Below are 24,613 nucleotides of genomic sequence, written 5' to 3' on the forward strand. Positions count from 1 at the left end.
CTTGCCGCGCAAGATCGACGTCACCGCCTACGCCAAGGGCGTGCTGGCGGGGGACCGCGGGACGCTGTCGAAGGCGATCACGCTGGTCGAGTCGCAGCGGGAGGACCACCGGGCGCTGGCGCAGGAGCTGCTGGTCGAGCTGCTGCCGTCGGCCGGCGGCGCTCAGCGCGTCGGGATCACCGGCGTCCCCGGAGTCGGCAAGTCGACATTCATCGACCAGCTGGGCACCGACCTGACCGCGGCCGGGCACCGGGTCGCCGTGCTGGCCGTCGACCCGTCGTCGACGCGGACCGGCGGGTCCATCCTCGGCGACAAGACCCGGATGGCGCGGCTGGCGGTCGATCCGCGGGCGTTCATCCGGCCGTCGCCGACGTCCGGGACGCTCGGCGGCGTCGCGCGGGCGACCCGCGAGACGATCGTGCTGATGGAGGCGGCCGGCTACGACATCGTGCTGGTCGAGACGGTCGGCGTCGGGCAGTCCGAGGTGACCGTGGCGAACATGGTCGACTGCTTCCTGTTCCTCACCCTGGCCCGCACCGGTGACCAGCTCCAGGGCATCAAGAAGGGCGTCCTGGAGCTCGCCGACGTCATCGCCGTCAACAAGGCCGACGGCGACCACGAGCGGGACGCCCGGCGCGCCGCGCGGGAGCTGGCGGGCGCGCTGCGGATGATCTACGGGCCCGAAGCGTCGTGGACGCCCCCGGTGCTGACCTGCAGTGGCCTGCACAGCCTGCGTCTCGACGAGGTCTGGGGCGCGATCGAACAGCACCGCGACACGCTCACCGCGTCCGGTGAACTCGACGCCCGGCGGCGGCAGCAGCAGGTGGACTGGACGTGGGCGATGGTGCGCGAACAGCTGCTGGGTCGGCTGGCGGCGCATCCGGAGGTGCGAACGGTCGTTCCCGACGTCGAACGGGCGGTGCGGGACGGTGAACTGACGGCTACCCTCGGTGCACAGCGGATCCTCGACGCGTTCGGTGGCTGACGTGCGGGCGGTCCGTGGGCAGAATGCCTGGTCGCGGCGGAAGGATGACATGGCGAAACTGCGGGGTCTGGTCCTGGTCGGGCTGCTGGGAGCGGTGCTGTTCACCGCGTCGCCGGCGCTGGCCGAGCCGGTGCGTCCGGCCGCCGTCACGATGAGCGTGGCGCACGCGTCCGCGGGGCTGGTCCCGGTGCAGACGCAGCCCCCGGGCCCGGTCCTCGACCCGGCCCAGACGGACAAGGCCAACACGGAGAAGACCAAGAACAAGCTGATCGCGGGCCTGCTCGCGGTGGTCCTGCTCGGCATCGTGATCTGGGGGCGCAAGATCCGTTCGAAGCGGGCCAAGGGGTCCTGAGGTTTTCGGCTTTGCCGAACTAGTGCACACCGTTCAACGCAGATCCGGTACCGGCCGTCTAGGACGGCTGTTTTCAAGGCGCGGCTTGCCGCCTGCATGGTGCACGATCGTCTGCAAATGCGTACGACAGATCGATCGGCACGAAGCGTGACCCCAGCCGCTGCGCGGGTTACCCGTGTTGCGGGAGGAGGTGCGGCGTGACGGTGTTGGATTCACGACCGGACGTTCCAGGCGACCCCCAAGGGCGCATCATCAACCCCATGGAGGGGTCCGAAGCGCTGATTTCCGAAGCCGGCGTAAGCATGGCTCCTGTGGAGGACCTTGGTGCGGGCCGCGGCCCGTTCTGGCTGGACGGCTGGCTGCGTGCCAACGCGACCGACCTGATCGCCTGGCGACGGCACATCCACGCGCACCCGGAGCTGTCGCGGCACGAGTTCGCGACCACGGAACTGGTCGTCACGCTGCTGCGGTCGGTCGGGCTCAAGCCGTGGGTGCTGCCGGGCGGCACCGGTGTCGTGTGCGACATCGGCAGCGGTGAGCGGTGCGTGGCGCTGCGCGCGGACATGGACGCGCTGCCGCTGACGGAGGCGACAGGCCTGCCGTACGCGTCGACGACCGAGGGCGCGGCCCACATGTGCGGCCACGACGCCCACACGGCGATCCTGCTCGGCGCGGCCCGCGCCCTGGCCGGGGCGCCGGAGCTGCCCGGCCGGGTGCGGCTGATCTTCCAGCCGGCCGAGGAGGTCATGCCCGGCGGCGCGCTGGACATGATCGCGGCGGGCGCGCTGGACGGCGTCGAGCGCATCTACGGCCTGCACGTCGACCCGCGGCTCGAGGTGGGTTCCGTCGGGATGCGCGTCGGCGCCCTGACGTCGGCCGCCGACCTGATCGAGCTGCGCCTGACGTCGCCGGGCGGCCACACGTCCCGGCCGCACCTGACGGCCGACCTGGTGCACGCGTTGGGCACGGTGATCACCTCCCTGCCTGCGGTGCTCTCCCGTCGCGTCGACCCGCGGTCGGGCACGGTCCTGGTCTGGGGAGCGGTCCACGCGGGCCAGGCGGCCAACGCGGTCCCGCAGGACGGCGTCCTGCGCGGCACGCTGCGCACGGCGGACCACGAGGTCTGGACGGCCCTGGAGCCGCTGGTGGCATCGTCGGTGGAGTCCCTGCTGGCCCCGACCGGCGTCGGCTTCCACCTGGACTACCGCCGCGGCGTCCCGCCGGTGGTCTCGGACCCCGAGTCGACGGCCCTGATGCGCGCGGGCACCGAAGCGGCCCTCGGCGAGGGCGCGGTGGCCCCCACGGAGCAGTCCTCGGGCGGCGAGGACTTCGGCTGGTACCTGGAGCACGTCCAGGGAGCCTTCGCCCGCCTAGGCGTCTGGCCCGGCCCCCCGGCCCCCCAATCGGACATCCACCGCCCCACGTTCGTCCTCGACGAGCGAGCCCTCCTCTGCGGAGTCCGAACCCTGGTCCACACCGCCCTAACCACCCTCGCCTAACCCGTGTCGTCCCCTCAATCACGCGTGTCGACCCTCTGATCACGCGTGTCGACCCTCTGATCACGCGTGTCGACCGTTCACGCACGGACGGTTGTACACAAGTTATCCACAGGCGGGTAGTTATCCACAGATCGAGGATGAGGTCCTTTCATCCTGGCCCGTGAGGGCCTCATCCTCGATCTTGTGACCGAGTGGGCAAGACGACATGGAGTGCTCTCGCGCGGCGACGCCGACAGGCTTTTAGGTCGGCGCAAAGTCCTCGAAGGGCTCGGCCGAGGGGTGCTTTCGCAGCCGTGGCGAGGTGTCGTCGTGCACGCCACCGACCTGCTGAAGCTGCCGACGAGGGCTGCGGCCGCGCTGCTTGCCGTTGGGTCTCCGGTTGCGCTGGCTGGCGTGACTTCCCTTGCGCTGCATGGTATTTCGGCGGCTGACGAGCGCGAGATCCACGTGATGGTGCCTTATTCGCGGCGCATCCGATCGCGCGCTGGTCTGGTGGTGCACCAGGGTGGCTTCCGCGATCAGGACGTGATCGAAATCGACGGTCTCGCCACGTTCCTCCTTGACCGCGCTCTGGCTGACTTCCTCTGCGATGGGGACAAGCGGGCGGCCTTTCCGGCGGTCGACGAAGCCATGCGAGGACTGCCACCGGACCACCGAGCGAAACTCCGCGAAAACGTGCGTGACCGGCTTTCCGAGCGCCGGGACCGGCGAGGTATCCACAGGGCCCTGATGCTCCTGGACCTCGCCACGGGCAAGGCGGAATCCCCTCCCGAAAGTGTGCTTCGGCTGATCGTCGTCGAAGCGGGTCTTCCGGTGCCCGAGCCCCAGTACCAGATGACCACCATCGACGGCCGGAAGCTCTATGTCTTCGACATGGCGTGGCCCAGCAGGCAGATCGCGCTCGAGTACGACGGGTTCGCGGCTCACGAGGAACGGCACGAGTACGACCTCGAACGCGACGAGCGGATGGCCGCCCGTGGCTGGATCACCATTCGAGCCGCAGCAGCCGACCTTCGGGAACCGAGCCGCCTGCTGACCGAGCTGCGGGATGCCTTCGCTCGGCGATCCGGCCGCGCTGCGTGATCAGAAGGTCGACACGCGTGATTGGAGGGTCGACACGCGTGATCAGGAGGTCGACACGGGTTAGCCGGTTATGCCGGAGCAGGGGCGGGTTCGGAGGTCGTCGACGTAGTCGGCTGGGGCGCCGGCCGCCTCGGCGGCGTCGGCCAGGACGCCCAGGTAGCGGGCCGAAGGCAGGCCGCCTTCGTAGGCGTCCAGGACGTAGAGCCAGGCCAGGACCGAGCCGTCCATCGTCTGGACGCGGAGGCGGATCTTCGAGTGGATCCCCAGCTCGCCGCCTTCCCAGCGGTCGAGCCCGTCCTCGTCCAGCGGGGTCACGTCGTAGAGGACGACGAAGACCCGGGCTCCCGGGTCCTCGACGATCGTGGCCAGGGCACCTTCCCAGCCGAAGTCCTCGCCGCCGAAGGTCAGGCGCCATCCCTCCAGCCAGCCGGTGCCGGCCATCGGAGAGTGCGGCGCGCGCTCCAGCATCTGGGCGGGCTCCATGTTCGATCCGTACGCGGCATACAACGGCACGCCGACAGCGTAGCGACACCTTCCTCGCCCGAGTGGACGCACTCGCCGTGTTCGCCCACTTCAGTGTCCGGTCACCTTCGCCGCGTACGGTGAGAGCACCGCACGGACTGCCTTAGGAGGACCCAGGTGACCAGGATCGTGATCATGGGCGGGGGCCCGGCCGGCTACGAAGCCGCGCTGGTCGCAGCCCAGCACGGGGCCGACGTCACGATCGTCGAGCGGGACGGCCTGGGTGGCGCCTGCGTCCTCTACGACTGCGTCCCTTCGAAGACGTTCATCGCGAGCTCCGGCGCCCTGGCGAAGATGCACGACCTCGGCGAGCTCGGCATCAACACCGACATGGCCGACACGAGGATCGACCTCCCGACCGTCCACGGCCGGGTGAAGGGCCTCGCGCTCGCCCAGTCCGCCGACATCCGCGCCCGCGTCCAGCGCGAAGGCGTCCGCGTCATCGCCGGCGAGGCCCGGTTCTGCGACGAAGAGCCCGGCCTGGCGACGCACAAGGTCGCCGTCACGACGAAGGACGGCACCGAAAAGCTGCCCGCCGACGTCGTCCTCATCGCCACCGGCGCCACCCCGCGCGTGCTGCCCGGCGCCGTGCCGGACGGCGAGCGCATCCTCGACTGGCGCCAGCTCTACGAGCTCCAGGAGCTGCCGGAGCACCTCGCCGTGATCGGCTCGGGCGTCACCGGCGCCGAGTTCGCGTCCGCCTACACCGAGATGGGCGTCAAGGTCACCGTCGTCTCCAGCCGGGACCGCGTCCTCCCGCACGAAGACGCCGACGCCGCCGCGGTGCTCGAGGAGGTCTTTTCGCAGCGCGGCACGACCGTCGCGAAGCAGGCGCGCGCCGACCGCGTCGAGCGCACCGAAAAGGGCGTCGAGATCCACCTCGCCGACGGTCGCGTGATCGAAGCCAGCCACGCGCTGATGACCGTCGGTTCGGTCCCCAACACCAAGGACATCGGCCTTGACAAGGTCGGCATCTCGCCCGGCCCCGGCGGGTTCATCACCGTCGACCGCGTTTCGCGCACCTCCGTTCCCGGGATCTACGCCGCCGGCGACTGCACCGGCGTGCTCATGCTCGCCTCGGTGGCGAGCATGCAGGGCCGCATCGCGATGTGGCACGCGCTGGGTGAAGGTGTCGCGCCGATCAAGCTCAAGACCGTCGCCGCCAACGTGTTCACCCACCCGGAGATCGCCACCGTCGGCATCAGCCAGCAGGCGATCGACTCCGGCGAGGTGCCCGCGCGCACCATCATGCTGCCCCTGGCCACCAACGCGCGCGCGAAGATGGAGGGCCTCCGCCGAGGCTTCGTGAAGCTGTTCTGCCGCCCCGCCACCGGCGTGGTCGTCGGTGGTGTCGTCGTGGCGCCGCAGGCGAGCGAGCTCATCCTTCCCATCGCGCTCGCCGTCCAGAACCAGCTCACAGTGGACCACCTGGCCCTGACATTTTCGGTGTACCCGTCGCTCTCGGGCTCGATCACCGAGGCCGGGCGCCAGCTCATGCGCCACGACGATCTCGACTGAGCCGGCACGCAACCCGGGCGCACCCGTCGCGTCTTGTCGGTGGTAAGACTGAAGGACGCGAAGGGTGCGAACGTGCGCAAGACGGTGGTTTTCGTTGCGGCAGCGGTGATCGGGGCGACGATGCTGACGGGGTCGGTGATGGCGCAGAGCACCGGCCCGAGTACGAGCCCGGCGCCGAGCGCCCCGGCCGGCTCGGTTCAGCTCAACGTGAACACCGCGATCAACCAGACGCTGGTGAACAAGTACGTCCGTGACGCGCCGAACGTCGCACTGGCGAAGTGCGAAGGCCCTTCGCCGAAGTTCTCCTCGCCGGTGCTGACCTTCGCCAACTACACGCCCGGCCCGTTCATGGGTGCCGACGCGAACATCAGCGCCGACGTCGAACTGAAGCCCGGTACCGCGGCGGGGAGCTACCCGCTGACCGTGGCCTGCGGCGGCCAGACCTACACCACGCAGTTCACGGTGCCGGCCTCGCAGGTCGCGAAGGTGCCGTCCGGCGCCGCGAAGGCGGGCGACGGCAGCATGGCCGGCTGATTTCCCGAAAACGCCCACGGCCACCCTGGAGCCGCGCTCCGGGGTGGTTTTTTCTGTCCGAGGCAACCTCTCCGCAGGTAGAGCGTCTTTCGAAACAGAACTCCCGGGGGAGGGAAAAGGGGATGGAAATGAAAAAGGTCCTGGTCGTCGCCGCGGTTTCCGGTGGATTGCTGTTTTCGGCTCCGGCGGCCTTCGCCGCCACGCCTGCCGAGCACGCCGGGAACCCGAAGGCCTACTTCCGCGTCATGCCGACCGCGGCCCGCCCGGGCGCGAAGGTGGAGATCCGGCTCGGCTGCGAAGCCGCGAGCACGCGCGACCTCGCCTCACCGGTCCTGACGATCGGCGCGCTCCGGCGAGTCGGCCCGCAGAACGACCCGGCCAAGGCGCCCGCCGCGGCCGCGTCGGCAACCGTGCAGCCCGCGAAGCCCGGCGTCTACCAGGTGTCGTTCTCGTGCGGTGATGTCCAGCTGACCACGAAGTTCACCGTCCTGGGTGACCGCCGTCAGGTGGCGAAGGTACCGTCGGGGGCGCCGCAGACCGGCGGCGGACCGGCCGATCACGGGCCCCTCGCCGCCGCGGGCGCCATGGGCGTGCTCGCCGTCGGCGGTACCGGTCTCGTCCTCGCCCGGCGGTCCTGGCGACGCTGACCGCGGCCCGGCTCAACCGCCCGGGTCACCCGGACGTGTGACCGGCGAGCGAAGGCGCGAGCGACGGGGGAGAGCATGAGCACGAGAACCACGGGCGGCCGCCGCGGCTTCCTGATCGCCTTCATCGTGGCGTTGCTCGCCGCGCTGGTGGTGCTGGCGCTGACCCTCGGCGGCGACGGCCCGGACACCGCGCAGCAGCAGCCGCCGCCCGCCCAGCCGGTCGCGGTCGTCCCGGCGCCCCAGGCGCGCAGCGAGGACGCCGCCGCGGCGCTGCCCAGGTCCGAGCCCGTCTCGCTCGACATCCCGAAGATCGGTGCGCACTCGTCGCTGGTCCCGCTCGGCCTCAACCCCGACAACACCGTCGAGGTGCCGCCGGTGACCACGCCGCTGCAGGCCGGCTGGTACACCTACGCGCCGACGCCGGGCGAGACCGGCCCGGCCGTCGTCCTCGGCCACGTCGACGGCAACCACCAGAAGGGCATCTTCTTCCGGCTCAAGGAGCTGGCGCCCGGCGACCGGGTCTCGATCGCCCGCAAGGACGGCACCACGGTGGTGTTCGAGGTGACGAAGGTGCACCAGGTGCCGAAGAAGGACTTCGAGGGCGAAGGCGTCTACGACGACACGGCCGGTCCCGAGCTGCGGCTGATCACCTGCGGTGGCGTCTTCGACCGGAACGCGCACAACTACGTCGACAACATCGTCGTCTACGCCCGCCTGGTCCAGGCCTGATTTTCGGTTTTTGTCGGTGCCCGGTGCCAGACTGTCCCGGTCGTCACCAGCGGCGGCACAGACGAGGGTTGGGAGTCGGCATGGTGTTCCGGGACGAAAGATGGCCCGACGGTACGCCCGGCTGGGTGGACCTGATGGTGCCCGACCAGGCGAAGGCGATCGCCTTCTACAGCAGCCTGTTCGGCTGGGACGTGCATCGGGGCGGTGAGGAGACCGGCTTCTACGGCATGGCGGAGCTGCGGGGGCGCCCGGTCGCCGGCATCGGCCAGACCCCACCGGGCCAGGACATCCCCGCGGCCTGGACGACCTACCTCGCGGTGTCCGATGTGGACCGGACGGCCGCGGCCATCACCGAGGCGGGCGGGCAGATCGTCGTGCCGGTGATGGAGGTGATGAAGGAGGGCCGGATGGCCGTCGCGGCCGATCCGGCGGGCGCGGTCTTCGGCCTCTGGGAGGCCGGAAACCACATCGGCACGCAGGTCACGTCGGCCCCGGGCACCCTGGCCTGGAACGACTGCATGAGCCGGGACTACCCGGCGGCGAAGCCGTTCTACGAAGAGATCTTCGGCTTCGGCTTCCAGGACATCTCGGGCGACGACTTCACGTACGCGGTGGTGCTCATCGACGGGCGCCCGGTCGGCGGCCTCGGCGCGATGCCCGCCTCGGTGCCCCCGGAGGTGCCGTCGTACTGGGCGGCGTACTTCTGGGTGGCGGACGCCGACGCGAGCGCGGCCAAGGTGGCCGAGCTCGGCGGCACGGTCGACGGGAAACCGTGGGACTCGCCGTACGGGCGGCAGGTGCGGGTCACCGACGACCAGGGCGTGCCGTTCATCGTGATCGCCCCGAACGAGCAGTCGGGCGAGCCGGAAGGCTGGGAGGTGTGAACGAGCGGGCCGGGAGCGCCGTGAGGCGGCACCCCCGGCCCTCGCCGGTCAGTCCTCTCAGTCCTCTCAGTCCTCTTCGGTGACCCAGTCGAAGGTCTTGGTGACGGCCTTCTTCCAGTTGCGGTACTCGCGCTCGCGGCGGGCGTCGTCCATCCCCGGGTCCCACTGCTTGTCCTGGGCCCAGTTGGTGCGGATGTCGTCTTCGGACTTCCAGAACCCGACGGCGAGGCCGGCGGCGTACGCGGCACCCAGGGCGGTGGTCTCGTTGACCACCGGGCGGATCACCGGCACGCCGAGGATGTCGGCCTGGAACTGCATGAGCAGCTCGTTGACGACCATGCCGCCGTCGACCTTGAGCGACTTCAGCGGAACTCCGGAGTCGGCGTTCATCGCGTCGATGACCTCGCGCGACTGGAAGGCGGTCGCCTCCAGCACCGCGCGGGCGAGGTGGCCCTTGTTGACGAACCGGGTGAGCCCGACGATCGCGCCGCGAGCGTCGGATCGCCAGTAAGGAGCGAACAGACCCGAGAACGCCGGGACGAAGTACGCGCCGCCGTTGTCCTCGACGCTGCGCGCGTGCTCCTCGATCTCGGCCGCGGTCGCGATCATGCCGAGGTTGTCGCGCAGCCACTGCACCAGCGAACCGGTGACGGCGATGGAGCCTTCCAGCGCGTAGATCGTGTCGTTCGAGCCGATCTTGTAGCAGACCGTGGTGAGCAGCCCGTTCTGCGACATCACCTTCTCGGTGCCGGTGTTGAGCAGCATGAAGTTGCCGGTGCCGTAGGTGTTCTTGGCCTCGCCGGGCGAGAGGCAGGCCTGGCCGAACGTCGCGGCCTGCTGGTCGCCCAGGATGCCCGCGATCGGGACGCCGGCCAGCGCGCCCTTCTCGCGGACCTTGCCGTACTCCTCGGACGAGGAGCGGATCTCCGGCAGCATCGAAAGGGGGATGCCCATCTCGCCGGCGATCTCGGTGTCCCACTGCAGGGTGTCGAGGTCCATCAGCATGGTGCGGGAGGCGTTGGTCGGGTCGGTGACGTGCACGCCGCCGTCGGTCCCGCCGGTCATGTTCCACAGCACCCAGGTGTCCATGTTGCCGAAGATCAGGTCACCGGCCTCGGCCTTCTCGCGCGCGCCCTCGACGTTGTCCAGGATCCACTTGATCTTGGGTCCGGAGAAGTAGGTCGCGAGCGGGAGGCCGACCTTGTCGCGGTAGCGCTCCTGGCCGCCGCCGAGGTTGCCGAGCTCGGTGACGATCCTGTCGGTGCGGGTGTCCTGCCAGACGATCGCGTTGTACACCGGCCGGCCGGTGGTCTTGTCCCAGACGAGCGCGGTTTCGCGCTGGTTGGTGATGCCGACGGCGGCGATGTCCTTGGCGGTCAGGTCGGCCTTGGCCAGTGCGCCCGCGGCGACCCGGCGGGTGTTCTCCCAGATCTCTTCCGCGTTGTGCTCGACCCAACCGGCCTTGGGGAAGATCTGCTCGTGCTCGCGCTGGTCGACCGAGACGACCCGGCCCTCGTGGTTGAAGATCATGCACCGGGTGGAGGTGGTGCCCTGGTCGATCGCGGCTACGTACGAAGTCATGTGTGCTCCCGGAATTGGCGTCGCTCGGGCGATCAGGTCAGGTTGTGGACGACGAGGTAGAGGAGTGCGGCGAGGGCGCCGCCGGCCAGCGGGCCGACGACGGGGATCCACGAGTAGCCCCAGTTGGCGTTCGCCTTGTTCCGGATCGGCATCAGGAACGCATACGCGATCCGGGGGCCGAGGTCACGCGCCGGGTTGATGGCGTACCCCGTCGGGCCACCGAGGGAGGTACCGATGACGAGGACGACGAACGAGACACCCGCGTAGCCCAGCGCGGAGTTGCCGAAGGTCGGCGTCCCGCCGTCGGCGGCGGTGTAGGTCGGGCTGAGCAGGATCCACGCGACCAGCACGAAGGTGCCGATGACCTCGGTGACGAGGTTCCACACGGTGTTCGGGATCTGCGGGGCGGTGGAGAAGATGCCGAGGGTGTTCTCGGGCTCGGGGTGGTCGTCGAACTGCAGCTTGTAGGTGGCCCAGCAGAGCATGGCGCCGATGATGGCGCCGGCGAACTGGCCGATGAAGTAGAAGGGGACGTTGGCCCACGGGGTCTTGTCGGCGATGGCGAGCCCGAGGGTCACCGCCGGGTTCAAGTGCGCGCCACTGGGCGCGGCGATGCTGGCGCCGGTGAAGACCGCGAACGCCCAGCCGAAGTTGATGAACAGGAAACCCGCGTTGTGACCGTTGTTCTTGCGCAGGACGTGGTTGGCCACCACGCCGTTGCCGAGCAGGATCAGGGCCGCCGTTCCCAGTAGTTCCCAGACGATTATTGCCCCTGCACTCACCGCTGCACCTCCACACTGGACACTCTGCGCAGGGTCGATCACGGCGTGCCACGGCACCGTTGCCGACCCACGTCCGCGCGACGTTACCGGGGCGTAGAAGCTACTTCCAAGCACCGGGCAGCCGAATCTTTTCAAGATCGAGGTCAAGATCGCCGGCAAGATCGCGGTCCAGCAGCGGAGGGTTACGCCACAAGTGTCATCCGTGGACGGGCGGATGATCACCGGGTCGTGCGATGCTGGAAGCCTCGCCGGCACGAGGAGGAATGTCACGTGGCCCAGCACGCAGCGGAGACGAACCCGGCTCGACTGGGCCCGGTCAAGCGGGAAGAGACTTGGCAGCGGCTCGGCAAGGAGACGTTCGACGTCGTCGTGATCGGCGGCGGCGTGGTCGGGGCGGGCACGGCGCTGGACGCCGCGACGCGCGGCCTGCGCGTCGCGCTCGTCGAGGCCCGCGACCTCGCGTCCGGGACGTCGAGCCGGTCGAGCAAGCTCTTCCACGGCGGCCTGCGGTACCTCGAGCAGCTCGAATTCGGGCTGGTCCGGGAGGCGCTGCGCGAGCGCGAGCTGATGCTGACGACCATCGCGCCCCACCTGGTGAAGCCGGTCAGCTTCCTGTACCCGCTGACGCACCGCGTCTGGGAACGGCCGTACACCGCGGCGGGCCTGCTGATGTACGACACGATGGGGGGCGCCCGCAGCGTCCCGGGGCAGAAGCACCTGACCCGCGCGGGCGCGCTGCGGATGGTGCCGGCGCTCAAGCGGTCGGCCCTGATCGGCGGGATCCGCTACTACGACGCGCAGGCCGACGACGCCCGCCACACGATGACCGTGGCGCGGACGGCGGCGCACTACGGCGCGGTCGTGCGGACGTCGACCCAGGTCGTCGGGTTCCTGCGCGAAGCCGACCGGGTGTCGGGCGTGCGCGTGCGCGACGTCGAGGACGGCCGCGAGACGGAGATTTCGGCGGCCGCGGTGATCAACTGCACCGGCGTCTGGACCGACGAGCTGCAGCGCCTGTCGGGCGGCCGCGGCCGGTTCAGGGTGCGCGCGAGCAAGGGCGTGCACATCGTCGTCCCGCGCGACCGGATCGTCTCGGAATCGGGGATGATCCTGCGCACCGAGAAGTCGGTGCTGTTCGTCATCCCGTGGCGCAACCACTGGATCATCGGGACGACGGACACCGACTGGGAGCTCGACCTGGCCCACCCGGCGGCGACGAAGCACGACATCGACTACCTCCTCGAGCACGTCAACACGGTCCTGGCGACTCCGCTGACCCACGACGACATCGAAGGCGTGTACGCGGGCCTTCGCCCGCTGCTGGCGGGGGAGAGCGAAGAGACGTCGAAGCTTTCGCGTGAGCACGCGGTGGCGAGGGTGGCGCCGGGCCTGGTGGCGATCGCGGGCGGCAAGTACACGACGTACCGGGTGATGGCGGCGGACGCGGTCGACGCGGCGGCGGTGGACCTGCCGGGCCGGTCCCAGCCCTCGATCACGGACAAGGTCCCCCTGATCGGTGCGGACGGCTACCACGCGCTGGTCAACCAGGCCGATCACCTGGCGGCGGAGCACGGCCTGCACCCCTACCGGGTGAGGCACCTCCTGGACCGCTACGGCTCGCTGGTCCACGAGGTCCTGGCCTCGGCGGAGGGCCGCCCGGAGCTGCTGAAGCCGATCGAGCACGCCCCGGACTACCTGGGCGTCGAAGTCGTGTACGCGGCTTCGCACGAGGGGGCGCTGCACCTGGAGGACGTCCTGGCCCGCCGGACGCGCATCTCGATCGAGTACGCGCACCGGGGCGTGGACTGCGCCGAGCAGGTGGCGGCCATGGTGGGCGACGTCCTGGGCTGGTCGCCCGAAACGGTGAAGCACGAAATCGAGGTCTACCGGGCCCGGGTGGAGGCGGAGCGCAAGTCCCAGTCCCAGCCGAGCGACGAGGCGGCGGACGCGTTGCGGTCAGCGGCCCCGGAGGCCCGGGCGGGCATCGTGGAGCCGGTCAGCTGAGGTCTCGCGCGGGGTCGCCCACCGGGGTGATCCCGCGAGAGAACTCCGTCATTGCGGGATCTTCGCCGACGCCGTCGCGGTCAAGCTCAGCAGTTCGCGGAGCACCTCCGCGGCGATGCCGGCGAGTGACCGCTGCTCGTCCTCGCGGATCCACTGGGTGAAGGCGATCGCGAACACGGTGGCGCCCGACTCGGCGGCCAGGGTCGCGGCCACCTCGTCGACGCCTCGGCTGCGCAGGGCGCCGGCGACCGTGGTGGCGACGCTGGCGAGCTTGTGCCGCTCGCGTTCCTGCAGGGCCGGGTTCTGGTCGATGATCGATTGCCGGAGCCGGGAGTGGGCGCGGCGCTCGGCCGGGAAGAAGGACGCCGCGGACTGCAGCGCGGAGGCGACGACCTCGATCGGGGACGCCTCCGGTGGCGCCGCGTCGACGCCGGCGAGGAACGCGTCCGCCAGCAGCTGCTGCCCGTGGAAGAGGACCTCGCGCTTGTCGCTGAAGTGGCGGAAGAAGGTGCGCTCGGTCAGGCCGACGGACTCGGCGATCTCCGTGGCGGTCGTCTGCTCGAACCCGCGCGTGGCGAACAGCTCGAGAGCGGCTTTCTGAAGCCGCTCGGCAGCTCCCGGTTCCCAGCGCACCATACCGTCGAGTGTAGTGATGACAGCGGCTGACTTGAAGGGTACGGTGATGTCTGTGGCTGACGTCACTAGCTTCGCCCCCTCGCGGAGCCGTCGGAGGAGAGCACTCATGCACGTTTTCGTCACCGGAGCATCCGGCTGGATCGGCTCGGCCGTCGTCACCGACCTGCTCGGCGCGGGCCACGAAGTCACCGGGGTGGCCAGGTCCGACGCGTCCGCCGCCGCGGTGGCGGCGAAGGGCGCCCACGTTCGCCGCGGTGACCTGGACGACCTGGACGGCCTCCGCGCCGGCGCCAAGGACGCCGACGCCGTCATCCACCTCGCGAACAAGCACGACTTCGTCAACCCGGCCGTCTCGAGCACGGCCGAGCGCGCCGCCGTCCAGGCCATCGGCGACACGCTCGCGGGCACCGGCCGCCCGTTCCTGCTCGCCTCCGGCATCGCCGCAATGGTCCAGGGCCGGCCCGCCACCGAGGACGACGCCTCCCCGTTCCACGGCGCCGACTCGCCGCGAGGCGGGAGCGAGAACCTGGCGCTCGAGTTCGTCGACCAGGGGGTGCGCAGCGTGAGCCTGCGCTTCGCGCCGACCGTCCACGGCACCGGCGACCACGGGTTCATCGCCATCCTCGCCGCGATCGCCCGCGAGAAGGGCGTCTCCGGCTACCCCGGCGACGGCACCCACCGCTGGGCCGCCGTGCACCGCACCGACGCCGCCCGGATGGTCACCCTCGGCCTCGAGCACGCACCGGCCGGCACCCGCCTGCACGCCGTCGCCGAAGAAGGCGTGCCGACCCGCGAAATCGCCGAGGCGATCGGCCGCGCGTTCGACCTGCCCGTCGCCTCGATCCCCGCCGACGACGTTCCCGCCCACTTCGGCTGGATCGGCGCCTTCTTCGGCATGGACCTGGCCGCGACCAGCACGGCTACGCAGAAACTGCTCGGCTGGACCCCCGGCGGGCCGACTCTCGTCGACGACCTCGCCGCGGGGGCGTACTCGGTATAGACGCCGGTCAGGACGTCCGGTGCCAGCGGATCAGGCGCTCGCCCGTCGGCGCCCGCTCCGCCTCCGGGCCGACCAGCGTGAACCCGCAGCGTTCCGCCACGATCGCCGAGGGAGCGTTGCTCTCCTCGTACCGGTAACTCACCTCGGTCAGCCCCAACCCGCCGAAGCCGAACCGCAGCGCCGCGTTCAACGCCGTCGTCGCGATTCCCTTGCCCCGCTCCGCCGGGTGGACCCAGACCGTCGCCTCCGCGTAGGAGGCGTCCAGGTTCAGCTCGCGCAACCCCACTTCGCCCAGGAGCCGGCCCGACGTCGGCTCCGCGATCGCCCAGGAACAGCGCTCGTCGCCGGCCCACTGGGCCGCGCGCAGGGTCACGTACTCGGTGGCCTCGTCCAGCGTGCGCAGCCGGTAGTTCAGCACGTACTTGCGGTGCGTCGGATCGGCGAACGCCTCCATCAACAACGGGCGGTCGTCGATGTGGCGATCGGCGCGCAGCTGGCGCAGGTAGTACGTGCCCGCGTTGATCTCCACCGGTTCCACTCCACCCAGCCTAGCCAGGCCGGGAGCGCGCCGCTCCCGGCCTGGCGATCAAGGCAGGCTCACGGGGTGAAGCGCCAGATCACCGGCACCCCACCTTCGTCGAGCGGGCCGTTCGACGCCCAGCCCGCGAACGTCCCGTCGTCGCTGGCGTGCCCCGCCTGGTAACCCTGGTAGGTGCCCGGCTGCTGCAGTTCGCCGGCCGGGGTCGTTCCGCGCCACGCCGTCGGCTTGCCGTGGAACGAACCCGGGATCGGGGCTTCGCCGACCGTCAGGCCGCGCGCGTTCAGGTCGCCCGCGTAGTCGCCGCCGGTCAGCGCGACCGGTGTCTCCGGCGTCGTCCAGCGGATCGCCTGTGTCGCGTTGCCGTTCGACGCGAACCCGACCACGACGCCGTGGCGGATCGCCGAACCGTGCGGGTTCGAGAAGCCGGCGATGTCGGCCAGCGGCCTGCTCACTCCGTCCTTCAAGACGATGTCGCGGTCGAACCCGCCGAACAGGATCGCGCCGTCGTCGTCGATGTCGGTCACGGAGTCCGCGCCTGCCGGGTAGGCCAGGACCCTGGGGGCAGCCGCCCCAGCGGGCCAGACGGCCGGCACGTACGTCGCCGGGGTACCGGTGGGCAGGGTGCCCAGTGCGTCGCCGTGCCGGTTGACCGCACGGAGCCCGAAGTCGCCATAGCCCGGCGGGGGCGCCCACAGGTGGAAGCCGGTGGCGTCGAGGGTGAAGGTCCGGTTGACGTCGGTGTCGTAGTCGAGCGCCTCGCCGTAGATCCGCCCCGCTCTGTCCTCCCCGACGACCCTCGCCCACTCGAAGCCCGCCGGCGTCCCGCGCAGCACCGGCTTGCCGCCGCGCCAGCTCACCACCTGCAGCTTGTCGCCTACGATGAACGACCCCGCGTACTCGCCGCGGCCGTCCGAAGCGTTCAGAAATCCGCGCCCCGCCGGGTCGGCTCCGGCGGGCAACGGCAGCAGCGTCGCCTGCCAGCCCAGTCGGCCCGTCGCAGCCTGCGCCGGCCCCGCCGCCAAAGCCGCGACGGCGATCGCCACGGTGGCGAGCACCCCTGATCGCGCCCATATCCTGTTCATGGATCCTCCCTTTCCCCCGACCTGCGTGATCACCACGCCGGAGCGCGGGAGCAGGTTGCCCGGCAAAGGGAGCAATCAAGAACGGCGGCGGCGCGCCCCGGCGATCATCGCGACGACCAGCGGCAGCGCCACCGAAATGATCAGCAGCCGCCCGCGGGAAAGGATCAGCACCGCGATCGCCAGGACGATCGCGATCGGTACCGCGCCCGCCGTCAGGAACCGCGCCAGCGCGCTGTCCTCCGACGACGCGACCGGAACGCCGGGCGCGGAAACCCCGTTCAGCAACGCGCTCGGGCGCGGCGACGGGAGGTCGTCGAAGAGCGGCACGAGTTCGCTGACCCGCCTCGCCGCCGTGACCTTCGCGGACCTGGTCCCGTACTCGTCGATGTCGAGCCGGCCGGTGCGGACGTGTTCTTCGAGGACGTCCAGGGCGTCCTGGCGTTCCTCGTCGCTCAACCGCATGTCGCCCACGGCGGGATCAGCGGCCCAGCTCGCGCCGGCGATCGCGGTAGGAGTCGCGCAGTTCGCGGCGGCGCTCCCGGTCGCGCAGGTGCCGGTCGCGGCGGTCGTGGTGGTCGTGGTGCCCGTCGTGCCCGTGGCCCCAGATCGCCCGCCCGAAGATGCTCAGCCCGATCGGGATGAGGATGAGCGTGCCGTGCACGACGCCGGTGGCGATCAGCGCGATCGTCGCGATCCAGACCAGCGGGAGGAACGCGGCGACGAACCGCTGCCCGCCGTTCCAGCCGTCGGGCGAACGCGGTGGCGCCGGCACGGGTTCCTTGGGCGGTCCGGGTGCGGCGACGGCCTGGGGGGTGTCGTCGTAGCGCGGATGCGGTGCGGGCAGGTCGGTGAAGATCTCGACGAGCTCGCCGCGGGTCTTGGCCGCGGTGATCCGGGCCGAGCGTTCGCCGTACTCGTCGATGTCGATCCGGCCCGCGCTCATGTGCTCCCCGAGCGCGGACAGCGCGGACTCACGGTTCTGGTCGCTGATCCGCAGCTGCGGAGAGGGGACTTCGGTCACGTAGTCGATGGTAGGCCGCCCCGGGGGCGGCCCACCACGACATCTGTAACGAACCGCGCTACTTGAGCTCGAGAAGCTGCGTGCCCTGCGTCACGGCGGCGCCGACCTCGACCGAAAGCCCGGTGACGGTGCCCGCTTTGTGTGCGGTGACCGGGTTCTCCATCTTCATCGCCTCGAGGACGACGATCAGCTCACCGGCTTCGACGCTCTGGCCCTCTTCGACGGCCACCTTCACGATCGTGCCCTGCATCGGCGCGGTGACGGCGTCGCCGCTCACCGCGGCCTTGCCGCCGCCGGCCCGCTTGCGCGGCTTCGCCTTGACACCGGTGCCGCCCCCGCCGCCGCCTTCGAGCGCGAACCCGCCCGGCAGCGACACTTCGAGCCGCCGCCCGCCGACCTCGACCACGACGTTCTGCCGCGGTTCCTCTTCGGCGGCTTCGACGTCCGGCGCCACGAACGGCTCGATCTTGTTGTCGAACTCCGTCTCGATCCAGCGCGTGTGGACGCTGAAGCCGTTCTCGTCGCCGATGAAGGCCGGGTCGTTCACGATCACGCGGTCGAACGGCAGGACCGTCGCCATGCCTTCGACGACCATCTCGTCGAGCGCGCGGCGGCTGCGCTCCAGGGCGTTGTTCCGGTCCGAGCCGGTGACGATCAGCTTGGCCAGCATCGAGTCGAACTGCCCGCCGACGACGCTGCCGGCTTCGACGCCGGAGTCGACGCGCACGCCCGGGCCGCTCGGCGCGACGAACTTCGTCACCGTGCCCGGGGCGGGCAGGAAGCCGCGGCCGGCGTCCTCGCCGTTGATGCGGAACTCGATCGAGTGGCCGCGCGGCTCGGGGTCCTCGGTGATCCGCAGCTTCTCGCCGCGCGCGATCCGGAACATCTCGCGCACCAGGTCGAGCCCGGTCGTCTCCTCCGACACCGGGTGCTCGACCTGCAGCCGGGTGTTGACCTCGAGGAAGGAGATCGTGCCGTCGGTGGCGACGAGGTACTCGACCGTGCCGGCGCCGTAGTACCCGGCTTCCTTGCAAATCGCCTTCGCGGATTCGTGGATGCGCTTGCGCTGCTCGTCGCTCAAGTACGGCGCGGGCGCCTCCTCGACGAGCTTCTGGTGCCGGCGCTGCAGCGAGCAGTCGCGGGTGCCGACGACGATCGCGTTGCCGTGCATGTCGGCCAGCACCTGCGCCTCGACGTGCCGCGGCTTGTCCAGGTAACGCTCGACGAAGCACTCGCCGCGGCCGAACGCGGCGACCGCCTCACGCGTGGCCGATTCGAACAGCTCGGGGATCTCTTCGCGGGTGCGCGCGACCTTCAGGCCGCGGCCGCCACCGCCGAACGCGGCCTTGATGGCCACCGGCAGGCCGTGCTCGTCGGCGAACGCGACGATCTCGGCGGCGTCCTTGGCCGGCTCCTTCGTGCCCGGCACCAGCGGCGCGCCCGCTCGCGTGGCGATGTGGCGGGCGGTGACCTTGTCGCCGAGGTCGCGGATGGCCTGCGGGCTCGGCCCGATCCAGGTCAGCCCGGCGTCGAGGACGGCCTGGGCGAAGTCCGCGTTTTCGGAGAGGAAGCCGTAACCCGGGTGCACCGAATCGGCGCCCGAGCGCTTGGCGGCTTCCAAGAGCTTGTCGAAGTTGAGGTAGCTCTCGGCCGCCGTGGTGCCGCCGAGCGCGAAGGCTTCGTCGGCCAGCCGGACGTGTGGCGCGTCGCGATCCGGATCGGCGTACACCGCGACACTGGCCAGGCCAGCGTCCTTCGCGGCTCTGATGACGCGTACCGCGATTTCGCCACGGTTGGCGACCAGGATCTTGGTCACCGGACCGCCCGTGGTTTCGCCGACCTGCTCGGCCACCCCGCACCTCCTGCGTCCGACAGCTGCATTGCTGACCGCCCACGCGGCATCAGGGAAGTCTACGGATATGCGGTCGGGAGTCTCTTGAGTGAGAGGTGAACCACGCTCAGACGTGGTGGCGGAGCTCCTGCGGCAGCGGCGAGTCGAGCACGATCACGTCGTACGGGTTCGCGGCGTGCACCTTCGCCAGGTGCTCGGTGTTCACCAGCGCCCACGGCTGGTGCTCGCCGCAGCAGTCGATCAGCCGGTCCAGCGCGGTGAAGGCGACCAGCGCGGTGCGGCCGTCCGGCGTGCGGCGCAGTTCGATCGACGCGCCTTCGGTCTCGGCGCTGGCCGGCCCGGTCGGCAGGTAAAGGGCGGGGGGCAGGTTCGGGTTCGTCACCCGGACAACATAGACGGACACGTTGCGCTACTCGTGACCCCGTCGGGTTGAACCGGCCACGTCGCGACGGGGCGCTTCCGACGCACAGTCGCGAAGCGGCTTACGCTCTGTCTTATGCGGACTACGGCAGCGCGGACGCCCCGGTCGGCGCTGCTCACCGCGGTGCTGGCCGCGGTGGTCACCGTCGGCGCGATCGGCGCGGTGTTCCTGCTGCGGCCGCGGCCCGAGACGGGCCCCGGACTGGCCGAACCCGCCGCCGCACCGGTGAAGCCCGTGGTGACCTGCGGGGGCGATCCGTGCCGCCAGCTTGCGGCGGTCACGGTCGGGGGCACCCCGGTGGTGCTGCTGACCGACACCGCGGGCGGTTCGGCCCGCCTGCGCGTCGGACCCGAGCCGGGCACGGTGTTCGAGCTGTCGATCGCGCAGCTGGGCGTGCGGCTGGACCAGAACTCGCTGCGCTGCATCGACGGCCCGGCCCCGGCGTGCCTGGTCCGCGGCGACGTCGGCAACGACGGGACGGCCGCGTACGGCGAGCTGCTCGTCGGCAGCGGGGGAGTGTGGCGCGACCCGGGCAAGCCGTTCTACGCGGACGCCGGGACGCTGTCGCTCTACGACGTCACGGCCGACGCCAGCCCCGACGTGATCGTGGTCCGCCACGACTGCCCGGACTCCGCGGCCGGCACCCCGAAGTGCACGGCGGCGCCGGTGCTGGGCGAGGTGTACGACCTGGCGGGCCGGTCGGTGGGCTGCACGCGCCGGGTGACGTCGCCGTCGGACCTGCGTGGCTGGCCGGACATCCGCCTAACCCACGCCGACCTCCGCACCTGCCCGTCCTGAAACGCCGTGAAGGCCGCCTCGAACCCTCGAGACGGCCTTCACGGACTTCTGCGTCAGGCGGGGGCGGGTTCCGTGTGGCGGGCCGTCGAACCGTCGTCGGTGTGCAGCGGGTTGTCCGTCGGGGCGTTGAGGACCTCGTCGTCGAGGAGGCCTTCGCCGCGGGCCACGATCGTCGGCACCGCGATCTGGCCGGCCACGTTCGTCGCCGTCCGCATCATGTCCATGATCGGGTTGACGGAGTAGATCAGCGCCAGGCCCAGCGCCACCTGCTTGGCGTCCAGGCCGATGAAGGACGTCGTCAGGGTGAAGGCCGTCAGCCAGCCCGTGGTCCCGGCGGTCGCCAGTGCGCCGACCACGGCCACCACGACGATGCCCACGTACTGCCAGAAGTTCAGCGACACCCCGGCCAGGTTGGCCACGAAGATCGCCGCGATCGCCGGGAACACCGCCGCGCAGCCGTCCATCTTCGTCGCGCTGCCCAGCGGGGTCGCGAAGGCCGCGTACGCCGGCTGGACGCCGAGGTTCACCGCGGACTGGCGGGTCAGCGGCAGCGTCGCGGCCGAAGACTGCGAGGCGAACGCGAACTGGATCGCCGTGCCCGCCTTCGCGAAGAACTTCAGCGGGCTGACCTTCGCCACGAACTGCAGCAGGAGCGGGTAGACGACGAACAGCACGAGCAGGCAGCCGACGTACACCGCGAGCGTGGTGGAGAACAGCGGCCGGAACAGCGCGTCGCCGTAGTTCGACACCGCCGCGCCGATCAGGCCGATGATGCCGATCGGGGCGAGCCGGACGATCCAGCCGAGGTAGCGCTGGATGATCTCGAACACGCTCGTCGTGAAGTCCACGAACGGCCTCGCCTTGTCGCCCAGGCTGTACGCGGCCGCGCCGATGACCAGCGCGAGGAACAGCACCTGCAGCGTCTCGCCGTCGGAGAACGCTTTCACGAAGTTCTGCGGCAGCAGTCCGTCGATGAAAGCGCTCCACGAGCCCCAGTGGTCGACGCTCTTGGCGGCCTTGTCGGCGTTCTTCGCGAGCGCCGTAGCGCCGCCGAGACCGCCGGCGCCGGGGTTGAAGATCCGGCCGACGGCGATGCCGATCAGCGACGCGATGAACGACGTGATCGCGAACCACAGCACCGTCTTGCCGCCGAGGCGCGCGGCGGTGCGGCCGCCGCCCAGGCCGCGGAGGCTGTTGATGCCGACCACGATCGCCGTGAAGACCAGCGGGATCACCGCGATCTGCAGCAGCGTGGTGAAGATGGTGCCGATCTGGTCGAGGAGATCGGTCAGCCAGCCGGCCTCGGTCTGCCGCGCGACGACGCCGAGGAGGGCGCCGACGACGAGCGAGCCGAGAACCGCGGCCGCGAACACCCGCGGTTTGGTGTATGTCCGTACGAAAGACACGGGGCGACTCCGGTGCTCGAAAGTTTCACGTCTTGCCTCGTGAAGAGACGTTAGGCAAGGGAGGACTCTTCCGGATCACCCGTTGGTGTGGCGCCTTTCTCAGGATGCGGGAGGCCGCCAGAGATCCACGACACTCACGCCGACCTCGGCCAGCAGCCGGCGCGTCAGCGGCAGGCTGATGCCGATGACGCTCGTGTGGCCGCCGTCGAGCCCTTCGACGAACCAGCCGCCCAGGCCGTCGATCGTGAAGCCGCCGGCGACGTTGAGCGGCTCGCCGCTGGCGACGTAGGCGTCGATCTCGTGCTGGCTCGGCGTGCCGAACCGGACGGTGGTCGATTCCCAGCCCGCGGTCTCCTTCGCACGCGTCCCGCCGTCGAGCCGGACGACCGCGTGCCCGGTGAGGAGTTCACCGGACGTACCCGCCATCGCGGCCCAGCGGCTGCGGGCAACGTCCGGTGAGCCCGGCTTGCCGACCATCTGCCCGTGGATCGAAAGCATCGAATCGCAGGCGACGACGACGGCGTCCGGGTGCACCGCGGCGACCTGGTCGATGACCGCTTCGGCCTTGGCCGCGGCGAGGGCCGCGACCAGCTCGGAAGGGGACGGATCGGGCAGGGAAGCGGCGACCGCGTCCTCGTCGACGCCGGAGACGAACACGGCGGGATCGAGGCCCGCGGAACGCAGGAGGGCGAGCCGGGCGGGGGACTGGGAGGCGAGGACGAACTGCACGACTGAAACTTACTTGACCTGGCGGCCGTGACCGAATTGTGACCGGCGTCACTCCATGGGAGAGTTAATTTGTTCTGGCTCGCAACTTATGGGTCGACGGAACGTCACGGAGAGAACAATGCCGCTCCTCCGCACCACGAGATCATGGCGAACCACGTTCCTGGCCGGTCTCCTCCTCGCGGGCGCCGCCGTCGTCCCGATGGCGGCCGCCTCCGCGACTCCGCTGTACCGGAACCCGCGGGCCTCGGTGGCCGACCGCGTCACGGACCTGATGGCGCGGATGACGCTCGACGACAAGGTCGGGCAGATGACCCAGGGCGAGCGCGGCTCCGCGAACCCCACCCAGTCCGCCGCTGCCCGGCTCGGCTCCATCCTCTCCGGCGGCGGCTCGACACCGGCGCCGAACACCCCGCAAGCGTGGGGGGACATGATCGACGCCTACCAGCGAGCGGCGACGACGACCGGTCTCGGCATCCCGATCATCTACGGCTCCGACGCCGTGCACGGCCACAACAACGCCTACGGCGCCACGATCTTCCCGCACAACATCGGCCTGGGGGCGGCGAACGACCCGCAGCTGGTCGAGCAGATCGGCGCGGTCACCGCCGAAGAAACCGCGGCCACCGGCGTCAAGTGGGCCTTCGCGCCCTGCCTGTGCGTCGCTCGCGACGACCGCTGGGGCCGCACCTACGAGTCCTTCGGCGAAGTCCCCGCCAACGCCGTCGCGAACTCGGTGGTCATCAAGGGCCTGCAGGGCAGCGCGCTCGGCACCACGACGTCCGTGCTGGCCACGGCCAAGCACTTCATCGGCGACGGCGGCACCACCGGCGGCGTCGACCAGGGCAACACCCAGATCACCCTCGACGAGCTGCGCCAGATCCACCTGCCGCCCTTCCAAGCCGCGGTGAACCACGGCGTCGGCTCGGTGATGATCAGCTTCAACAGCTGGAACGGCGTCAAGGACCACGGCAACAAGTTCCTGATCACCGATCTGCTCAAGGGCGAGCTGCACTTCTCCGGCTTCGTGGTTTCCGACTGGAACGGCATCGACCAGATCGACGGCCAGCAGGGATTCACCGCCGCCGAGGTCAAGCAGGCCGTCAACGCCGGGATCGACATGGTCATGGTCCCCAACGACTACGCGAGGTTCGTCAGCACGCTCAAGGCCGAAGTGGCGAACGGCCACGTCCCGATGTCCCGCATCGACGACGCCAACCGGCGGATCCTCACGAAGAAGTTCGAGCTGGGCCTGTTCGAGCACCCGTACACCGACCGATCGCTGCAGCAGGGCTTCGGCAGCGCGGCGCACCACGCGCTGGCGCGGCAGGCGGCGCGCGAGTCGCAGGTGCTGCTGAAGAACGACGGCGTGCTGCCGCTGGCCAAGACGGACAACAAGATCTTCGTGGCCGGCAAGAACGCCAACGACATGGGGAACCAAGCGGGCGGCTGGACGCTGACCTGGCAGGGCCAGAGCGGCGAGCGGGTGATCCCGGGCACGACGATCCTCGACGGCATCAAGGCCGGTGCCGGGAAAGGCACGGTGGTGACCTATGACCGTGCGGGTGGCGGAATCGACCCGAGCTACAAGGTCGCGGTCGCCGTGGTGGGCGAAACGCCGTACGCCGAAGGGCAGGGAGACCGCCCCGGCGGCCTCTCTCTCGACGCCGCGGACGTCGCCCTCATCGGCAAGCTGAAGGCCTCGGGCGTGCCCCTGGTCGTGGTGACCGTCTCCGGGCGGCCGCTGGACATCGCGGCGCAGCTGCCGTCGGTCAAGGGACTGGTGGCGGCCTGGCTGCCGGGCTCGGAAGGCGCCGGCGTCGCGGACGTGCTCTACGGCGACTACAACCCGACCGGCAAGCTGAGCTTCACCTGGCCGGCGAGCTCCTCACAGGAACCGATCAACACCGGCGACGGCAAGCAGGGCCTGTTCCCGTACGGGTTCGGCCTGTCCTACGCCCGTCGCCACTAGGCCACCGCTCCCGCGGTCCGTGCAGGCCCCCGCTCCGG

Annotated in this window: 25 protein-coding genes; 13 read left to right on the forward strand and 12 right to left on the reverse strand. The window is 70.6% G+C overall.

Annotation, left to right across the window (positions count from 1 at the left end):
- Window position 1: 1 nt before the first annotated feature.
- The 4 genes from meaB (at window position 2) to C2L58_RS29860 (ending at window position 3,919) form a co-directional block, all read left to right on the forward strand.
- A complete protein-coding gene (gene meaB / locus C2L58_RS29845; protein WP_103341000.1) occupies window positions 2-985 on the forward strand; it encodes a methylmalonyl Co-A mutase-associated GTPase MeaB in 984 nt (327 codons plus the stop codon).
- Window positions 986-1,034: 49 nt separating this feature from the next.
- The gene (locus C2L58_RS29850) at window positions 1,035-1,337 is read left to right on the forward strand and encodes a hypothetical protein (protein WP_103341001.1); all 303 of its coding nucleotides are present in this window, start codon (window positions 1,035-1,037) and stop codon (window positions 1,335-1,337) included.
- A gap of 197 nt (window positions 1,338-1,534) precedes the next feature.
- On the forward strand, window positions 1,535-2,836 hold the full coding sequence (locus C2L58_RS29855; RefSeq protein WP_103341002.1) for an amidohydrolase: 1,302 nt from the start codon (window positions 1,535-1,537) through the stop codon (window positions 2,834-2,836).
- Window positions 2,837-3,145: 309 nt separating this feature from the next.
- Window positions 3,146-3,919, forward strand: a complete 774-nt coding sequence (locus tag C2L58_RS29860; RefSeq protein WP_103341003.1) for a DUF559 domain-containing protein — start codon at window positions 3,146-3,148, stop codon at window positions 3,917-3,919.
- Window positions 3,920-3,979: 60 nt separating this feature from the next.
- Here the strand turns inward: C2L58_RS29860 and C2L58_RS29865 are convergent, their stop codons facing one another.
- Window positions 3,980-4,432, reverse strand: coding sequence for a gamma-glutamylcyclotransferase (locus C2L58_RS29865; protein ID WP_199191505.1), 453 nt, complete (start codon window positions 4,430-4,432; stop codon window positions 3,980-3,982).
- A gap of 126 nt (window positions 4,433-4,558) precedes the next feature.
- Between C2L58_RS29865 and C2L58_RS29870 the strand changes: the two genes are divergently transcribed.
- The 5 genes from C2L58_RS29870 to C2L58_RS29890 all read left to right on the forward strand — a co-directional run bounded on the left by C2L58_RS29870 (window position 4,559) and on the right by C2L58_RS29890 (window position 8,753).
- The gene (locus C2L58_RS29870; protein WP_103341005.1) at window positions 4,559-5,959 is read left to right on the forward strand and encodes an NAD(P)H-quinone dehydrogenase; all 1,401 of its coding nucleotides are present in this window, start codon (window positions 4,559-4,561) and stop codon (window positions 5,957-5,959) included.
- A gap of 72 nt (window positions 5,960-6,031) precedes the next feature.
- Window positions 6,032-6,493, forward strand: a complete 462-nt coding sequence (locus C2L58_RS29875) for a hypothetical protein (RefSeq protein ID WP_103341006.1) — start codon at window positions 6,032-6,034, stop codon at window positions 6,491-6,493.
- Window positions 6,494-6,621: 128 nt separating this feature from the next.
- Window positions 6,622-7,140: a hypothetical protein gene (locus C2L58_RS29880; protein WP_103341094.1), complete on the forward strand. Its 519-nt coding sequence runs from the start codon at window positions 6,622-6,624 to the stop codon at window positions 7,138-7,140.
- Between the two features lie 75 nt (window positions 7,141-7,215).
- The gene (locus C2L58_RS29885) at window positions 7,216-7,869 is read left to right on the forward strand and encodes a class F sortase (protein ID WP_103341007.1); all 654 of its coding nucleotides are present in this window, start codon (window positions 7,216-7,218) and stop codon (window positions 7,867-7,869) included.
- Window positions 7,870-7,949: 80 nt separating this feature from the next.
- Window positions 7,950-8,753, forward strand: a complete 804-nt coding sequence (locus C2L58_RS29890; RefSeq protein WP_103341008.1) for a VOC family protein — start codon at window positions 7,950-7,952, stop codon at window positions 8,751-8,753.
- 66 nt (window positions 8,754-8,819) lie between these two features.
- Here C2L58_RS29890 and glpK read toward each other — a convergent pair whose 3' ends face one another.
- Entirely contained in the window at window positions 8,820-10,334 is a 1,515-nt protein-coding gene (gene glpK / locus C2L58_RS29895) for a glycerol kinase GlpK (protein WP_103341009.1), read from the reverse strand.
- A 32-nt stretch (window positions 10,335-10,366) separates the two neighbouring features.
- A complete protein-coding gene (locus C2L58_RS29900) occupies window positions 10,367-11,116 on the reverse strand; it encodes an MIP/aquaporin family protein (RefSeq protein WP_199191506.1) in 750 nt (249 codons plus the stop codon).
- 270 nt (window positions 11,117-11,386) lie between these two features.
- Here C2L58_RS29900 and C2L58_RS29905 point away from each other — a divergent pair, with 270 nt between their 5' ends.
- The gene (locus C2L58_RS29905; protein WP_103341010.1) at window positions 11,387-13,120 is read left to right on the forward strand and encodes a glycerol-3-phosphate dehydrogenase/oxidase; all 1,734 of its coding nucleotides are present in this window, start codon (window positions 11,387-11,389) and stop codon (window positions 13,118-13,120) included.
- 48 nt (window positions 13,121-13,168) lie between these two features.
- Here the strand turns inward: C2L58_RS29905 and C2L58_RS29910 are convergent, their stop codons facing one another.
- Window positions 13,169-13,756 (reverse strand): TetR family transcriptional regulator, encoded by a 588-nt coding sequence (locus C2L58_RS29910; RefSeq protein ID WP_103341011.1) that lies wholly within the window; start codon window positions 13,754-13,756, stop codon window positions 13,169-13,171.
- Window positions 13,757-13,862: 106 nt separating this feature from the next.
- On the opposite strand from C2L58_RS29910, the gene C2L58_RS29915 reads away from it, so the two are divergent.
- The gene (locus C2L58_RS29915; protein WP_103341012.1) at window positions 13,863-14,756 is read left to right on the forward strand and encodes an SDR family oxidoreductase; all 894 of its coding nucleotides are present in this window, start codon (window positions 13,863-13,865) and stop codon (window positions 14,754-14,756) included.
- Between the two features lie 7 nt (window positions 14,757-14,763).
- On the opposite strand, the gene C2L58_RS29920 is transcribed toward C2L58_RS29915, so the two are convergent.
- The 6 genes from C2L58_RS29920 to C2L58_RS29945 form a co-directional block, all read right to left on the reverse strand.
- Window positions 14,764-15,294 carry a GNAT family N-acetyltransferase gene (locus C2L58_RS29920; protein WP_103341013.1) on the reverse strand — a complete coding sequence of 177 codons (531 nt, stop codon included), beginning with the start codon at window positions 15,292-15,294 and terminating at the stop codon, window positions 14,764-14,766.
- Window positions 15,295-15,353: 59 nt separating this feature from the next.
- Window positions 15,354-16,379 carry a hypothetical protein gene (locus tag C2L58_RS29925; RefSeq protein ID WP_233226014.1) on the reverse strand — a complete coding sequence of 342 codons (1,026 nt, stop codon included), beginning with the start codon at window positions 16,377-16,379 and terminating at the stop codon, window positions 15,354-15,356.
- A gap of 75 nt (window positions 16,380-16,454) precedes the next feature.
- Window positions 16,455-16,850 (reverse strand): DUF1707 SHOCT-like domain-containing protein, encoded by a 396-nt coding sequence (locus tag C2L58_RS29930; protein ID WP_103341015.1) that lies wholly within the window; start codon window positions 16,848-16,850, stop codon window positions 16,455-16,457.
- A gap of 7 nt (window positions 16,851-16,857) precedes the next feature.
- Window positions 16,858-17,400: a DUF1707 SHOCT-like domain-containing protein gene (locus tag C2L58_RS29935; RefSeq protein WP_103341016.1), complete on the reverse strand. Its 543-nt coding sequence runs from the start codon at window positions 17,398-17,400 to the stop codon at window positions 16,858-16,860.
- A gap of 58 nt (window positions 17,401-17,458) precedes the next feature.
- Window positions 17,459-19,252 carry an acetyl/propionyl/methylcrotonyl-CoA carboxylase subunit alpha gene (locus C2L58_RS29940; protein WP_103341017.1) on the reverse strand — a complete coding sequence of 598 codons (1,794 nt, stop codon included), beginning with the start codon at window positions 19,250-19,252 and terminating at the stop codon, window positions 17,459-17,461.
- A gap of 106 nt (window positions 19,253-19,358) precedes the next feature.
- Window positions 19,359-19,634, reverse strand: coding sequence for an SAV_915 family protein (locus tag C2L58_RS29945; RefSeq protein WP_199191507.1), 276 nt, complete (start codon window positions 19,632-19,634; stop codon window positions 19,359-19,361).
- 114 nt (window positions 19,635-19,748) lie between these two features.
- Here C2L58_RS29945 and C2L58_RS29950 point away from each other — a divergent pair, with 114 nt between their 5' ends.
- Window positions 19,749-20,471, forward strand: coding sequence for a hypothetical protein (locus tag C2L58_RS29950; protein ID WP_103341019.1), 723 nt, complete (start codon window positions 19,749-19,751; stop codon window positions 20,469-20,471).
- A 53-nt stretch (window positions 20,472-20,524) separates the two neighbouring features.
- Here C2L58_RS29950 and C2L58_RS29955 read toward each other — a convergent pair whose 3' ends face one another.
- Complete coding sequence (locus C2L58_RS29955; protein ID WP_199191508.1) at window positions 20,525-21,877, reverse strand: dicarboxylate/amino acid:cation symporter; 1,353 nt, start codon at window positions 21,875-21,877, stop codon at window positions 20,525-20,527.
- A 99-nt stretch (window positions 21,878-21,976) separates the two neighbouring features.
- On the reverse strand, window positions 21,977-22,606 hold the full coding sequence (locus tag C2L58_RS29960; protein ID WP_103341021.1) for a Maf family protein: 630 nt from the start codon (window positions 22,604-22,606) through the stop codon (window positions 21,977-21,979).
- Window positions 22,607-22,724: 118 nt separating this feature from the next.
- On the opposite strand from C2L58_RS29960, the gene C2L58_RS29965 reads away from it, so the two are divergent.
- Window positions 22,725-24,575 (forward strand): glycoside hydrolase family 3 protein, encoded by a 1,851-nt coding sequence (locus C2L58_RS29965; RefSeq protein WP_103341022.1) that lies wholly within the window; start codon window positions 22,725-22,727, stop codon window positions 24,573-24,575.
- Window positions 24,576-24,613: the final 38 nt, after the last annotated feature.

The sequence above is a fragment of the Amycolatopsis sp. CA-126428 genome (genome assembly GCF_002904335.1).
Lineage (GTDB): Bacteria > Actinomycetota > Actinomycetes > Mycobacteriales > Pseudonocardiaceae > Amycolatopsis.